The organism is Rathayibacter sp. VKM Ac-2879, from assembly GCF_015351245.1.
In the GTDB taxonomy this organism is placed as follows: domain Bacteria; phylum Actinomycetota; class Actinomycetes; order Actinomycetales; family Microbacteriaceae; genus Rathayibacter.
This window is the reverse complement of record NZ_JADKSO010000003.1, coordinates 228,742-242,124: the sequence shown is the minus strand read 5'-3', so window position 1 is coordinate 242,124 and position 13,383 is coordinate 228,742. Positions and strand designations below refer to the sequence as shown.

Here is a 13,383-nt window from a genome sequence, read left to right as displayed (position 1 = left end):
GGAGCTTAGCTCATCTCGGATCGCCTTCCGAACCACCCCGTACAGCGCGTACAGGACAATCGCGGCGAGCGTGATAAGCAGCACGAGCTGTGTGATCGCGTCCATGACCCTAGGGTTTCACGAATCGCAGCGGCCGGGGACCCGTTGTGAGTCGATCAGAGCGTATCGACTGCCTCCGACACGACGACGGACGCCAGCGGCGCATCGATTGCGGTCCGGCACCCGTCGTGAAAAGGAACTACTTGCCGGTGACCTGACCCTTGATCGTGCTCATGACCATCGTGTCTGCCAGCGTTGTCGTGTCACCGACCTCGCGGCCTTCGGCCACGTCGCGGAGGAGTCGCCTCATGATCTTGCCGCTTCGCGTCTTCGGGAGCTCCGACACGAGGTAGATGTCGCGGGGGCGCGCGATCGGGCCGATCTGGTCACCAACCCACGCACGGAGCCCGCTCACGAGCGTGTCGTGGTCGGTCAGCGCGTCCTTGTGGGCATCCTTGATGCAGACAAAAGCGACGACCGCCTGGCCGGTGGTCTCGTCGGCGGCACCGACGACCGCCGCTTCGGCGACGGCCGAGTGCGAGACGAGAGCCGACTCGATCTCGGCGGTCGAGAGACGGTGCCCCGAGACGTTCATCACGTCATCCACCCTGCCGAGCAGCCAGAGGTCGCCGTCGCGATCGATCCGGGCTCCGTCGCCCGCGAAGTAGCGATCGCCGAACTTCGACCAATAGGTCTCGACGTAGCGCTCCGGGTCGCCCCAGATGCCGCGGAGCATCGACGGCCACGGCTCGGTGATGACGAGCAGCCCGCCCGCGTCTGCGCCGACGGGCCGGCCTTCGTCGTCGACCACGGCGATCGAGACTCCGGGGACCGCCACCTGTGCCGAACCGGGCTTGAGTGTGGTGACGCCCGGCAGTGGGGAGACCATGATCGCGCCCGTCTCGGTCTGCCACCACGTGTCCACGATCGGTGTCCGCCCGCCTCCGATGACGTCGCGATACCAGACCCACGCCTCCGGGTTGATGGGCTCGCCCACGGAGCCGAGCAGTCGCAGGCTCGAGAGGTCGAAACTCTGGGGGATCTGGCGGCCGAGCTTCATGAACGAGCGGATCGCTGTGGGCGCCGCGTAGAGGATCGTCACGCCGTGCTTCTCGACGATCTCCCACCAGCGGCCAGGGTGGGGGCTGTCGGGCGTGCCCTCGTACATCACCTGCGTGGCGCCGTTGGCCAGCGGGCCGTAGACGACGTAGCTGTGCCCGGTGATCCAGCCGACGTCGGCCGTGGACCAATAGACATCGGACTCGGGATGCAGGTCGAAGACGGCGCGATGCGTATACGCGACCTGAGTGAGGTAGCCCCCGCTGGTGTGCAGGATGCCCTTGGGCTTACCGGTCGTTCCACTCGTGTAGAGGATGAAGAGCGGCTGCTCGGCGGGGAACGCCCGCGCGACATGGTCGGCGTCGACCGCCACGATCTCTTCATGCCACCAGAGGTCACGGCCCTCGTGCCAGTGCACATCGTTTCCGCCGCGCCGCACCACGAGCACGTGCTCGACGGTCGACTCCCCCCTGAGTGCGAGGGCGGCGTCGACGGCCGGTTTGAGGGGCGAGACTGCGCCCTTGCGCCACCCGCCGTCGGCGGTGATGACGAGCTTCGCCTCCGCATCGTCGATGCGCGCACGCAGACTCTCGGCGCTGAAGCCTCCGAAGACGACCGAGTGGACGGCGCCCAGGCGCGCGACGGCGAGCATGGCGATCACTGCCTCCGGGACCATCGGGAGATAGATCGCCACGCGATCGCCCGCGCGGATGCCGAGGCTCGTGAGCAGGTTGGCGGCGCGTTTCACCTCGGCCGTGAGCTCGGCATAGGTGATCGAGCGGGAGTCGCCTGGCTCGCCCTCCCAATGGATCGCGACGCGATCACCGTGCCCTGCGATCACATGGCGGTCGAGGCAGTTGTAAGCGACGTTCAGCTCGCCATCGTCGAACCACGTCGCGAAAGGAGGCTCGCTCCAGTCGAGGATGCGAGTGAAGGGACGGTGCCAGTGCACCAGCTCTCGGGCACGGGCGGCCCAAAAGGCGAGTCGGTCGCGGGCCGCCTCCTCGTAGAGCCCGGCATCCGCGACGGCGTCTGCGGCGAAGGCAGGGGGAGGCGGGAACCGGCGCGACTCGTTCAAAAGGTGATCGATAGTCGCCGGAACACCGGCTTCGGCGTCGTCGAGGGGGGAGGACATCTGCGATTCGCTCCTTCGCGAGGTCGACCTGTCACCGGCCGGCGCGGTCGGTCTCGACCACCGTAGCGCCAGGGTCCGACAGCGGCCGTCCGGCTTCCAACCCTGAGAGTTGGGAGAGGTTCGGAGAAAAGTCGGCTGAGAGGCTCTTCCGGACTTGGCGAAATCTGGAGTGTGGCGTACTCTTACACACGGCCGAATGAACTTCGGTCTCAGCGGCGCAAGTGATTCCCCCCAATCCAGCGCCGCCGAGGCGGCACCCGTTCCCCCCAATGGGTGCCGCCCCCTTCTTTTTCCTCGGACCGCTCAGGCGGTAGCTGAGACTGCTGGTCGCCACCGCTCGAGCGCTGCTCGCGGAAGCGCATCGTGGTGTGCGCCTGGTGCGCATCGTGGCTTCTCCACAGAGACCGATTCGGCGTTCTGTCCACCGATCGGAGGGGACGCCCTCGCCGAGGCCTGAGTCCGACCTACCGTGCCGGAATGAGTGCAGACTTCGTCCCCCTGGTCCCCGAGGAGTACCGCCGGACGGCCGCGAACGAGCCGGCGGCGCGAGCGTCGGCCGAAGCCCTGGGCCCGCTGGCGCCCTACGCCGCCGACCCGGCGGTCACCGACCTCTTCGTCAACGGCGGCTCAGGCCTCTGGATCGACCGAGGCGGCGGGGCCGAGCGCGATCGGCGCTGGAGTGTCGACGACGCCGGCGTTCGACGCCTCGCGGTGGCATTGGTCGCCGCGGGAGGACGTCATGTCGACGAGGCGAGCCCGTGCGTCGACGTACGCCTGCGCCACGGCGTCCGCGTTCATGTGGTGTTGCCGCCTGTGGCGACGGGCGGGACGCAGATCTCGGTGCGGCTCCCCCGAGCGGAGACGTGGAGCCTCGACGATCTGCGCGAGGCCGAGATGATCGACCAGGCGGGGCTGCACCTCCTGCATCGAGCCGTCGACGCGCGGTGGAATCTGTTGGTCACCGGCGCGGGAGGCTCGGGCAAGACCACCCTCCTCGGCGCCCTGCTCGGCCGTGCGCCCGCCCACGAGAGGATCGTCGCGATCGAAGACGTGGGGGAGCTGCGCCCGGCCCATCCCCACGTGGTCTCGCTGGAGTCGCGCCAAGCGAATCTCGAGGGAGCCGGCGGCATCGGCCTCGACCGGCTCGTCCGGGAGGCGTTACGCATGCGTCCGGACCGCCTCGTGCTCGGAGAATGCCGTGGTGTCGAGCTGCGCGAGTTGCTCTCGGCCCTCAACACGGGGCACGACGGAGGCGCCGGCACTCTGCACGCCAATTCGCTCGCCGACGTGCCCGCGCGGCTCGAGGCGCTCGGCGCCTTGGCGGGCATGGGGCCGGAGGCGATCGCGAGGCAGACGGTCAGCGCCATCGATCTGGTGCTGCATCTCGAACGCGCGCGCGGGCGGCGACGACTTGCCGCCCACGGCCGCTTCGCGCTCGATGCCGCAGGCCGGCTGCGGGTCGAGGAAGGCGGGCTGCCGCTCCGATCACGGTCGGACCGATGAGCCGCGCGGAGGGACTCGACGAAGTCGCGGCCGTGGTGCAGAGGTTGTCGGTCCTCCTCGCCGCGGGAGTCGCCCCTGCGTCGGCGCTGGCGCACCTCGCCGCCGTGGTCGGTCCGGGCGCCGCGGCCGCGCGGAGGCGGCGGCTCCTGCGCGCGGTCGCGGTCGAGGCGGGGCGCGGCCGAGACGTGACGGAGGCGATCCTGCGGGGGGCGCCTGCGGCGCGGTTGGGCACGCCCCGCGGAGTCTGGCGCACGATCCCCGTGAGGCGCCGACGCTTCGTCGGCGCGTCGAGTCGAGGCGACGAAGAGGCGGGCGCGTGGGCGGCGCTCGCCGCAGCGTGGAGGGTCGCGTCCGATTCGGGCGCGCCCGTCGCCGCCGCGCTCGCCGAGTTGGCGGAGTCGATGCGAGAACTGGCACGAGCCCGTCGCGACATCGACGTGGCCCTGGCCGGTCCGGCGGCCACGGGGCGTGTGGTGGGTGCCCTCCCGATCGTCGCCCTCGGATTCGGCGGGCTGCTCGGCTTCGACGTCATCGGCGTCCTCACGGGCACGCTGCCCGGCGTCGTCTGTCTCGCTGGCGGACTGATGCTGATGGCCACGGCCCAGCTGTGGACACGTCGTCTGGTGAGAGGGGCGTCGCCCACGGACCCTGCGCCGGGCCTTGCGTTGGACCTGCTCGCCGTGGCGCTCGCCGGAGGCTCCTCGGTCGGCGGCGCACGTGACCGGGTGCTCGCGGCGCTCGACGACTGCGGCCTCGCCGCCGGCGTAGGAACCCTCGACGCGGCTGAAGCGGTGCTCGGGCTGTCGAGCGCTGCGGGGGTACCCGCCGGTCGCCTCCTGCGCAGCGAAGCGGCGCTGACCCGAGTGCGGGCGGCGTCCGCCGCCCGGGAGCGGGCCGCTCGTCTGGGGGTGACGCTCATGCTCCCGTTGGGGGTGTGCGTTCTCCCGTCGTTCCTGTTGCTCGGGGTCGCCCCGATGGTGATCGCGGTCCTCTTCTCGACCTTCGCGGTAGCGGCATGATCCCCTCCACAGTGGGGAACGTCCGATGTTGTCCACCGATCCGTTTGCGACTGTCGTGCGGGAGGTGCGTGTCGACGATGCTCGTTGCGGGGCGGACGAAGCGGGGCAGGGATGGAGCGGAACGATGAACGGAATGAGGACCGACAGTGGGCTCGGGGTGGGGATAGCCGCCGCGCGGCGACTCGGGGACGCGCGGAGCGGGCGGCTCGGAGACCGAGTTCTGCGGAGGCTGCGCGAGGACGAGGGATCGGCGACCGCTGAGTACGCGATCGCGACAATGGCCGCGGTGGGCTTTGCCGGGCTCCTCGTCGTCATCCTCAAGGGAGACGAGGTGCGGGGCATCCTGACCGAGTTGGTGACCCGCGCTCTGACGGCCGCGGGGTGAGGGCGCGGCTCCGCAGGGCGCTCAGCGCGGACCAAGGCTCCGCCACAGCCGAAATGGCGGTAGTGCTCCCTGCGGTCGTGGTCGTCCTCGCGCTGTGCCTCGGGTCGGTGGCCGCGTCCGCACACTATGTGCGACTGGTCGATGCGGCTGCCGACGCGGCACGGTCGGCGGCACGCGGGGACGATCCGGCGCTCCCCGTCGAGCGGGCGCAGCTCGGAGCGACGGTCGCGACCACCGAAGAGGACGGACTCGTCTGCGTCCGGGTGACGGCAGAGCTCCGGCCGGTCCCGACCCTGGGCCTACCGGTCGCCGTGCGGTCGTGCGCGTTAGGAGGAGGCGGATGAGGCGCGCGACCGCCTGGGGCGCGTGCGCGCCTCCGACCGACGGCGAAGAGGGGTCGGCCGCCGTCGTCGCCATCGGGGTGGTCGTGGGGACGATCCTCGTCACCACCGCGGTCCTCGGAGGCTGCGCAGGTGTCGTGGGCCACCAGCGTGCGGTGGCAGCGGCTGACGCGGCGGCACTCGCGGCGGCAGATGTCGCCTCCGGGCTCGTCCCCGGCGAGCCCTGCTCCGCAGCGGCGAAGGTCGCGCGGGCCGACGACGCCGACGTCTCTTCGTGCGTGATCGAAGAGAGGGAGGTCACCGTCTCGGTGGAGGTCGGCGTGGGCCCGCTCGTGCTTGCGGCGCGATCGCGGGCGGGCCCTCCTCCGTGAGCGCACGCCGCTGCCACGAGGTCGGGCGGCCCGGAGCGCACGTCGCTTCTGCGGTGGGCATGGTCGGGCCTCCAGAAGGAGGAGCGGGTCGTCGGGACCCGCAGATGACGGGTCCCGACGGCAGACGGCTCTCGGCGTGCCCGAGTCGCCTCGATCCGTGTCAGTCGGAGCTGAGACGCTGATAGCGGTAGGCGGCGGCCGTCGGACGCGCACCCGCCCCCTCATCGTGTTCGAGCGAGCCGGCGAGCAGGTAGATGTAGTGCGACCCGGCCCGGCTGCCCGGGATCTCGAGGCGGGCGGCAGGTGCCGACTCGCCGTCGTAGGGGCGCCGGACGGTCTTGCCCTCCAGCGGGCCGTCGACGAGCTTCGCGGTGTAAGAGGGAGCGGTGGTGGTGTGCGTCGTTGCCATGCCCCTCATCATGCGCCGATCCAGGCTCCGCGTCACCGGTTGCGCGCCCCCGATTTGTCAGACGCCCAGCTCTTCCGAAGCGCATTCGCCGACTCCGCCCGCCCGCCGCACGGGCGGGACGCCCCGCGTCAGTGTGTATGGTGTGCCTGTCGGGCCCCCGAAGCCGACGTGAACGCCACGGTGTTCCCCCCGAGCGGTCGCCGCAGACCGCCTCCCCCGGAGAGGGGGACTCGTCGGACTCCCCGATCGTCCGACCCGACATCATCAACCGAGGAGAACTGTGTCCGGCACGAAGAAGCTGGTGATCGTCGAGTCGCCGGCGAAAGCCAAGACCATCGCCCAGTACCTGGGCGACGGCTACGAGGTGCTCGCCTCCGTCGGGCACATCCGCGACCTCATCGAGCCCAAGAACCTCCCTCCGGAGCTCAAGAAGGGCCCGCTCGGCAAGTTCTCGGTCGACGTCGAGAACGGCTTCGAGCCTTACTACGTCGTCTCGGACCAGAAGAAGAAGACGGTCGCCGACCTCAAGCGGGCACTGAAGAACGCCGACGAGCTCTACCTCGCCACTGATGAGGATCGCGAAGGCGAGGCCATCGCGTGGCACCTCCTCGAGGAACTCAAGCCGAAGGTCCCGGTCCACCGGATGGTCTTCCACGAGATCACCAAGGACGCCATCCAGAAGGCACGCGAGAACACGCGTGACATCGACACCTCTCTCGTCGACGCTCAAGAGACGCGTCGAATCCTCGACCGTCTCTACGGCTACGAGATCTCGCCCGTCCTCTGGAGGAAGGTCGGCCCGGGCCTCTCGGCGGGCCGCGTGCAGTCGGCCGCCACTCGCCTCGTCGTCGACCGCGAGCGCGAGCGACTCGCCTTCATCTCGGCGAGCTATTGGGACCTCGCCACCGTGCTCGCCCCCGAGTCGGATGCATCGGTGAGCTTCGATGCACGCTTGGCGCGACTCGACGGCAAGCGGATCGGCAGCGGGCGCGACTTCGACGACCGCGGACAGCTCAAGGGCGACGTCACCGTCCTCGACGAGCAGGGCGCGACGGCCCTCGCCCAAGCCCTTCGCGACCCCGCGACCACGGTGAGGGTCTCGAACCTCGAGTCGAAGCCGTACTCCCGTCGTCCCGCGGCCCCTTTCACGACGTCCACGCTCCAGCAGGAGGCGGCGCGCAAGCTCCGCTTCTCGGCGCGCCAGACGATGAGCGTCGCGCAGTCGCTCTATGAGAACGGCTACATCACCTACATGCGCACCGACTCTCCCGCGCTTTCGCAGCAGGCGCTCAACGCCGCGCGCTCCCAGGCCGCCGCACTGTACGGCGCCGAGACCGTCCCCGAGAAGCCGCGCGTCTACTCGGGCAAGAACAAGAACGCACAGGAGGCGCACGAGGCGATCCGTCCCGCGGGCGAGACCTTCCGCACCCCGGACCAGCTCTCGGGGACCCTCCGCGGAAACGACCTCCGCCTCTACGAGCTGATCTGGAAGCGCACGGTCGCCTCCCAGATGGCCGACGCAAAGGGATCGACCGCCACGGTCACCTTGCTCGCCAACCCTGCGGGCGACACCGCCCAGGCCGCCGAGTTCACCGCCTCCGGCACGGTCATCACCTTCCGGGGCTTCCTGCTCGCGTACGAGGAGGGCCGCGACGAGGAACGGCACGGGACGCGCGACGAGAAGGACGCCAAGCTGCCTCCGCTCGAGGTCGGGCAAAGCCTGATCGTCTCGGAAGTAGAGGCGAAGGGTCACGAGACGTCGTCACCTCCGCGCTACACCGAGGCCAGCCTCGTGAAGGCGCTCGAGGAGCTCGGCATCGGCCGCCCCTCGACCTATGCCTCGATCATCTCGACGATCGTCGACCGCGGGTACGTGACTCCGCGGGGGACGGCTCTCGTGCCGAACTGGATCGCCTTCTCGGTCGTGAGGCTGCTGGAGGACTTCTTCTCGGACCTCGTCGAGTACGACTTCACCGCCGAGATGGAGGGCGACCTCGACAAGATCGCGGGCGGCGAAGAGGACCGGGTCGACTGGCTCACCCGCTTCTACTTCGGCGGAGGCTCGCATCCCGGTCTGCGCCACGTCGTCGACAACCTGGGCGAGATCGACGCGAAGAGCATCAACTCGGTGCGGATCACCGACGACATCACTCTGCGAATCGGCAAGTACGGACCCTATCTCGAGGTCGCCGAGGAGGGTCAGGAGACCCCCCGCCGGGTCAACCTGCCGCTCGAGCTCGCGCCCGACGAGCTCACGCCCGCAAAGGCGCAAGAACTCATCGACGCCCCCGTCCAGACCGATCGCGTGCTCGGCAGCAACCCCGAGAACGGCAAGATCGTCGTGGTCAAGGACGGACGATTCGGCCCCTATGTGACCGAGACCGATCCGGATGCCGAGCCCGCCGCGGATCCCGCCACCGGAGAGGTCCTCGAGGCCACGACGGCACCCGCCAAGCGCGGGGCCAAGAAGCCTGCCGTGGTCAAGCCGCGCACCTCCTCGCTGTTCAAGTCGATGGACGTCGCGTCGATCGATCTCGCGACGGCTCTGCGACTGCTGGATCTGCCGCGAACGGTGGGCGAGGATCCGGAAACGGGCGAGCCGATCACCGCGCAGAACGGCCGCTACGGCCCGTACCTGAAGAAGGGGACGGACAGTCGCTCGCTCACGAGCGAGGACCAGATCTTCGAGGTCGAGCTCGCGGAGGCACTCGAGGTGTTCGCCCAGCCCAAGTACGGGGCGCGCCGGGCCTCCAGCGCCCTCAAGGAGTTCGAGGCCGACCCGGTCAGTGGCAAGCCGATCCGCATCCGCGACGGACGCTTCGGCCCCTACGTGACCGACGGCGAGACGAACGTCACGATCCCCAAGGGGCAGGCGATCGAGGAGATCGACTTCGAGCAGGCCGTGCAGATGCTCGCCGACAAGCGCGCAAAGGGCCCCGCGAAGAAGGCGCCCGTCAAGCGGGCCCCGGCCAAGAAGCCGGCTGCGAAGACCGCGGCCGCGAAGACGACGACTGCAAAGAAGACCGCTGCGAAGACAACGGCCGTGAAGCCCGCCTCCGCGCGCGCCACGACGAGGAAGGCCGCCCCGGCGGCCGACGCCCCGGCTGCGACCGAGTCGTGACCGGGCTCTTCGTCACCCTCGAGGGAGGCGACGGCGCCGGCAAGACGACGCAGGCGCAGCTCCTCGAGGAGTGGCTCGTCGGCCGCGGTGAGCGCGTCCTCCGCACCCGCGAGCCCGGCGGGACGGAAGTAGGGGTGCAGATCCGGGAGATCGTCCTCCACCATCGGGGCGAGGTCGATCCCCGGGCGGAGGCGCTCCTCTACGCCGCGGACCGCGCCCAGCACATCGGGACGCTCGTGCGCCCCGCGCTCGAACGCGGCGAGGTCGTGATCCAGGATCGCTACATCGACTCCTCCGTCGCCTACCAGGGCGCCGGCCGCGTCCTCGATGCTGCGGAGGTTCGCACCCTCTCGGAGTGGGCGACGCACGAGCTGCGGCCAGACCTCACGGTTCTCCTCGACCTCGATCCGACTGCCGCGCGGTCGCGGCTCGTCGCCGCCCAGAAGCGCTTCGACCGACTCGAAGCCGAGAAGGCCGAGTTCCACGAGCGCGTGCGTGCCGGGTTCCTCCAGATCGCCGCGGAGGATCAGGAACGCGTACTCGTCCTCGATGCGAGCGCGGCGATCGACGACATCGCGACGGCGATCCGCGCGCGTGTCGCGGAGCTGCTCGATCACGGACGCCCTGTCGGTGGTCGCGGCTAGCGTGGACTCATGACCGTCTGGAGCCAACTCGTCGGGCAGGAGCACGCCATCGGCGCCCTGCAGGACGCCTCGACGCCACGCGACGAGCGCGGAGCCGAATCGGGCTCCATGACGCACTCCTGGCTGCTCACCGGTCCTCCCGGCTCGGGCCGGTCGAACCTCGCCTACGCGTTCGCCTCCGCCCTGCTCTGTCGGCGCGGCGGCTGCGGGGAGTGTCCGGACTGCCGCCAGGTCGCGGCGCGGTCGCACCCCGACCTCGCCGTCCTCACGACCGAGCGCGTCGTCATCACGATCGACGAGGTCCGTCGGCTCGTCGCGAGCTCCCAGTACTCACCGTCGGTGTCGCGCTATCGCGTCATGATCATCGAAGACGCCGACAGGATGAGCGAGCGAACCTCCAACGTGCTGCTCAAGGCACTCGAGGAGCCGCCGGAGCGCACGGTCTGGATTCTCTGCGCGCCGAGCGAAGCCGACCTCTTGCCGACGATTCGCTCGCGCGTGCGCTCGGTGCGTCTCCGGGTACCGAGCATCGACGACGTCGCGGGCCTGCTTCAGCGTCGCGACGGAGTCGACGCGGCGACGGCGGAACGTGCCGCCCGCCAGGCGCAAAGCCACATCGGCATGGCGCATCGGCTTGCAACCGATGCGAACGCCCGCGAGCGGCGCGCCGAGACGCTCCACATCGCCCTCCACCTCCGCGGGGTCTCCGATGCCGTCCTCGGAGCGGCACGCCTGATCGAGGTCGCGACCGACGACGCGAAGGCGATCACCCTCGAACGCGACGACGCCGAACGACAGCAGGCGCTGCGGTCCCTCGGCGTCGAGCCCGGCGGCACGGTGCCCGCCCAGCTCCGCTCACAGTTGCGCGCCCTCGAAGAAGACCAGAAGCGGCGTGCCACCCGCAGCCTGCGCGACGGCCTCGACCGCATCCTCGTCGACCTGCTGTCGCTCTACCGCGACGTGGTGCGCCTCCAGCTCGGAGCGCCGGGCGGGGTGATCAACGAGGAGGTGCGTGTCGAGATGACAGCGCTCGCCCGCTCCACGTCGCCCGAGAAGACCCTCGCGGTCCTCGATGCCATCACGACCGCGCGCGAGCGGATCGACGCCAACGTGTCCCCGGTCCTGGCGCTCGAAGCAATGCTCGTGACCGCCGCCCGCCGAGCGGTGGCGGCGTGATGCGCGCGCGTCGCTGGTGGTCGCTCGCCGTCCTCGCTGCCGCCGCATCGCTGTTGAGCGCCTGTCTCGCGCCCGGGCCGACGGTGAACCGAACCTCCACCCCCGCGCCGCAGTCGGTCGACGCCGAACTCGCGCCGTACTACTCGCAAGTGCTCGTCTGGGACGACTGCGGCGATGAGGCCCTCTGCGCCGACGCCACCGTTCCCCTCGACTGGAACGACCCCGGCGGTGCGACCGCCACCATCGCCCTCCTCCGCCGACCGGCCACGGACGGCCATCCGCTCGGCTCGCTCCTCGTGAACCCGGGCGGCCCCGGCGCCTCCGGAGTCGACTTCATCCGTACGAGCGTCGGATACGCCGTGGACTCCGCGCTCGCCGCGCGCTACGACATCGTCGGATTCGATCCTCGAGGCGTCGGAGCCTCCACCGCCGTCTCGTGCCTCGACTCGGCGGCACTCGATTCGTATCTGTACGACATCACGCCGGGCACACGCGGAAGCGACGCATGGATCCAGGCGCAGACCGCCTCCGCCGACGCCTTCGCGGCGGGATGCGAGCAGCGCAGCGGGCCGCTCCTCGCCCAGCTCGGCACGACGAGCGCGGCCCGAGACCTCGACGTCGTGCGTGCGGCCCTCGGCGATCAGACACTGAGCTACCTCGGCTACTCATACGGCACGTTCCTCGGCGCCACCTACGCCGGACTCTTCCCCGATCGTGTGGGACGTCTCGTGCTCGACGGCGCCATCGATCCCGCCGCGAGCTCCTCCGACGTGGTGCTCGAGCAGGCGAAGGGGTTCGAGAGCGCCTTGCGGACGTACCTCGCCGACTGTCTCGGCTCCGCCGGCTGCCCGTTCACCGGTTCGGTCGACAGCGCGATGGCAGACGTGCGCGCCCTGCTCGACCGCGTCGACGTGTCCCCGATTCGCGCGAACGACGGCCGGGAACTCGGCGCGAACACGCTCGTCACCGCCATCGTCTACCCGCTCTACAGCGCCGAGGGCGGGAAGAACCTCAGCGAGATGCTCACGGACGTCCGCCGCGGCAGCGCCGATCTCGCGTTTCAGTACGCGGACGCCTACAACGGTCGAACCTCCGACGGCAGCTATCCCGAGAACACCACCGAGGCGTTCCTCGCGATCAACTGCGTCGACTACTCCTACGACGCCGACCCTGTCGCCATGCGGGCCAACGAGACCGCGCTCGTCGCCGCGGCACCGACCATCGGCCGCTACATGGCGTACGGCGACATCCTCTGCGGCCGTTGGCCGGTCGCCTTCACGGGCACGCGGGCGCCGATCACGGCCGCGGGCTCCGCCCCGATCCTCGTCGTCGGCACGACGAACGACCCCGCGACCCCCTACGTCTGGGCGCAGGCGTTGGCCGGCGAGCTCGAGGCGGGGCACCTCGTGACCTACACGGGCGAGGGGCACACCGCTTACAACAAATCGAACTCGTGCGTGAACGACGCGGTCGACGCCTACCTTCTCGAGGGCACCGTGCCTGCGAAGGACCCGCAGTGTTGAGCGAGCGGGAGCGGCCGGGACTGCGCGAACGCAAGCGCATCGCGACGCGGAGGGCGATCGAGATCGCCGTGTTGCGCCTCGCGAGCGAGCGTGGCCCGGAGCGCGTCACGATCGAGGACGTGTCGCGCGAGGCCGACGTCTCGACGCGCACGTTCTTCAACTACTTCGCCTCGAAGGAGGACGCGCTCGTCGGCGGTCTTCCCGTGATCGGGGATGAGACCGCTACGGCGTTCCTCTGCGGGACCGGGGCCGTACTCGACGACCTCCAGAAGGTGTTCGTCGCCGCGATGGAGGAGCCGCTCGAACAGGACCACGAACTGCATGTCCTCCGGCGGGCGCTGTTCCGCGAGCATCCGCACCTCGTCGGGCTCAAGATCGCGGGGATGCGCGAGTTCGAGCTCGCGATCGAAGGGCTCGTCGTCGAGAGGCTCGCACGCGGTGCCGACTCTCCCGAGGAGGTGCGCAGTCGGGCGCGGATGCTCACGCTCCTCGGGCTCGCCGCCGTGCGGCACGCCTGGGCGGCCTGGGTCGACCACGACGGTCGGGAAGCGCTCGCCGGACGCATGGCCAGCTCGTTCGACGAACTGCGCACCGTCCTCCGCTGAGGTCGCCGTCGACGATTCACGGCCGGGCCGGCGAGCAGGCTATGCTGTGTACT

12 protein-coding genes are annotated in these 13,383 nt (G+C 70.2%); 10 read left to right on the top strand and 2 right to left on the bottom strand.

Going from position 1 to position 13,383, the window contains the following annotated elements; translation table 11 throughout:
- Positions 1-238: 238 nt before the first annotated feature.
- On the bottom strand, positions 239-2,233 hold the full coding sequence (gene acs / locus ITJ45_RS10055; RefSeq protein WP_194609513.1) for an acetate--CoA ligase: 1,995 nt from the start codon (positions 2,231-2,233) through the stop codon (positions 239-241).
- A 477-nt stretch (positions 2,234-2,710) separates the two neighbouring features.
- On the opposite strand from acs, the gene ITJ45_RS10050 reads away from it, so the two are divergent.
- The 5 genes from ITJ45_RS10050 (at position 2,711) to ITJ45_RS10030 (ending at position 5,852) form a co-directional block, all read left to right on the top strand.
- Positions 2,711-3,736, top strand: a complete 1,026-nt coding sequence (locus ITJ45_RS10050) for a TadA family conjugal transfer-associated ATPase (RefSeq protein WP_194609511.1) — start codon at positions 2,711-2,713, stop codon at positions 3,734-3,736.
- Complete coding sequence (locus ITJ45_RS10045) at positions 3,733-4,755, top strand: type II secretion system F family protein (RefSeq protein WP_194609509.1); 1,023 nt, start codon at positions 3,733-3,735, stop codon at positions 4,753-4,755. Before ITJ45_RS10050 ends, ITJ45_RS10045 begins: the two co-directional genes overlap by 4 nt.
- A 133-nt stretch (positions 4,756-4,888) precedes the next feature.
- Positions 4,889-5,140 carry a DUF4244 domain-containing protein gene (locus ITJ45_RS10040; RefSeq protein WP_194609500.1) on the top strand — a complete coding sequence of 84 codons (252 nt, stop codon included), beginning with the start codon at positions 4,889-4,891 and terminating at the stop codon, positions 5,138-5,140.
- Between the two features lie 53 nt (positions 5,141-5,193).
- Positions 5,194-5,484: a TadE family type IV pilus minor pilin gene (locus ITJ45_RS10035; RefSeq protein WP_194609498.1), complete on the top strand. Its 291-nt coding sequence runs from the start codon at positions 5,194-5,196 to the stop codon at positions 5,482-5,484.
- A complete protein-coding gene (locus tag ITJ45_RS10030) occupies positions 5,481-5,852 on the top strand; it encodes an Rv3654c family TadE-like protein (protein ID WP_194609496.1) in 372 nt (123 codons plus the stop codon). The genes ITJ45_RS10035 and ITJ45_RS10030 overlap by 4 nt, the downstream gene beginning before the upstream one ends.
- Positions 5,853-6,012: 160 nt before the next feature.
- Here the strand turns inward: ITJ45_RS10030 and ITJ45_RS10025 are convergent, their stop codons facing one another.
- Positions 6,013-6,261 carry a hypothetical protein gene (locus ITJ45_RS10025; protein WP_194609494.1) on the bottom strand — a complete coding sequence of 83 codons (249 nt, stop codon included), beginning with the start codon at positions 6,259-6,261 and terminating at the stop codon, positions 6,013-6,015.
- A 280-nt stretch (positions 6,262-6,541) separates the two neighbouring features.
- On the opposite strand from ITJ45_RS10025, the gene topA reads away from it, so the two are divergent.
- The 5 genes from topA to ITJ45_RS10000 are packed head-to-tail and all read left to right on the top strand — an operon-like array spanning position 6,542 to position 13,330.
- A complete protein-coding gene (topA, locus tag ITJ45_RS10020; RefSeq protein ID WP_194609492.1) occupies positions 6,542-9,382 on the top strand; it encodes a type I DNA topoisomerase in 2,841 nt (946 codons plus the stop codon).
- Positions 9,379-10,026 carry a dTMP kinase gene (tmk, locus tag ITJ45_RS10015; protein ID WP_194609490.1) on the top strand — a complete coding sequence of 216 codons (648 nt, stop codon included), beginning with the start codon at positions 9,379-9,381 and terminating at the stop codon, positions 10,024-10,026. Before topA ends, tmk begins: the two co-directional genes overlap by 4 nt.
- Positions 10,027-10,035: 9 nt before the next feature.
- On the top strand, positions 10,036-11,202 hold the full coding sequence (locus tag ITJ45_RS10010; RefSeq protein WP_194609488.1) for a DNA polymerase III subunit delta': 1,167 nt from the start codon (positions 10,036-10,038) through the stop codon (positions 11,200-11,202).
- Positions 11,202-12,725, top strand: a complete 1,524-nt coding sequence (locus ITJ45_RS10005; protein WP_194609486.1) for an alpha/beta hydrolase — start codon at positions 11,202-11,204, stop codon at positions 12,723-12,725. The genes ITJ45_RS10010 and ITJ45_RS10005 overlap by 1 nt, the downstream gene beginning before the upstream one ends.
- On the top strand, positions 12,719-13,330 hold the full coding sequence (locus tag ITJ45_RS10000) for a TetR/AcrR family transcriptional regulator (protein WP_194609484.1): 612 nt from the start codon (positions 12,719-12,721) through the stop codon (positions 13,328-13,330). The genes ITJ45_RS10005 and ITJ45_RS10000 overlap by 7 nt, the downstream gene beginning before the upstream one ends.
- Positions 13,331-13,383 lie beyond the last annotated feature (53 nt).

Excerpts from the sequence above, each read along its gene's own strand:
- acs (WP_194609513.1), bottom strand. The coding sequence starts at position 2,233 with ATGTCCTCCCCCCTCGACGACGCCGAAGCCGGTGTTCCGGCGACTATC.
- ITJ45_RS10050 (WP_194609511.1), top strand. The coding sequence starts at position 2,711 with ATGAGTGCAGACTTCGTCCCCCTGGTCCCCGAGGAGTACCGCCGGACG.
- ITJ45_RS10045 (WP_194609509.1), top strand. The coding sequence starts at position 3,733 with ATGAGCCGCGCGGAGGGACTCGACGAAGTCGCGGCCGTGGTGCAGAGG.
- ITJ45_RS10040 (WP_194609500.1), top strand. The coding sequence starts at position 4,889 with ATGAGGACCGACAGTGGGCTCGGGGTGGGGATAGCCGCCGCGCGGCGA.
- ITJ45_RS10035 (WP_194609498.1), top strand. The coding sequence starts at position 5,194 with ATGGCGGTAGTGCTCCCTGCGGTCGTGGTCGTCCTCGCGCTGTGCCTC.
- ITJ45_RS10030 (WP_194609496.1), top strand. The coding sequence starts at position 5,481 with ATGAGGCGCGCGACCGCCTGGGGCGCGTGCGCGCCTCCGACCGACGGC.
- ITJ45_RS10025 (WP_194609494.1), bottom strand. The coding sequence starts at position 6,261 with ATGGCAACGACGCACACCACCACCGCTCCCTCTTACACCGCGAAGCTC.
- ITJ45_RS10010 (WP_194609488.1), top strand. The coding sequence starts at position 10,036 with ATGACCGTCTGGAGCCAACTCGTCGGGCAGGAGCACGCCATCGGCGCC.
- ITJ45_RS10005 (WP_194609486.1), top strand. The coding sequence starts at position 11,202 with ATGCGCGCGCGTCGCTGGTGGTCGCTCGCCGTCCTCGCTGCCGCCGCA.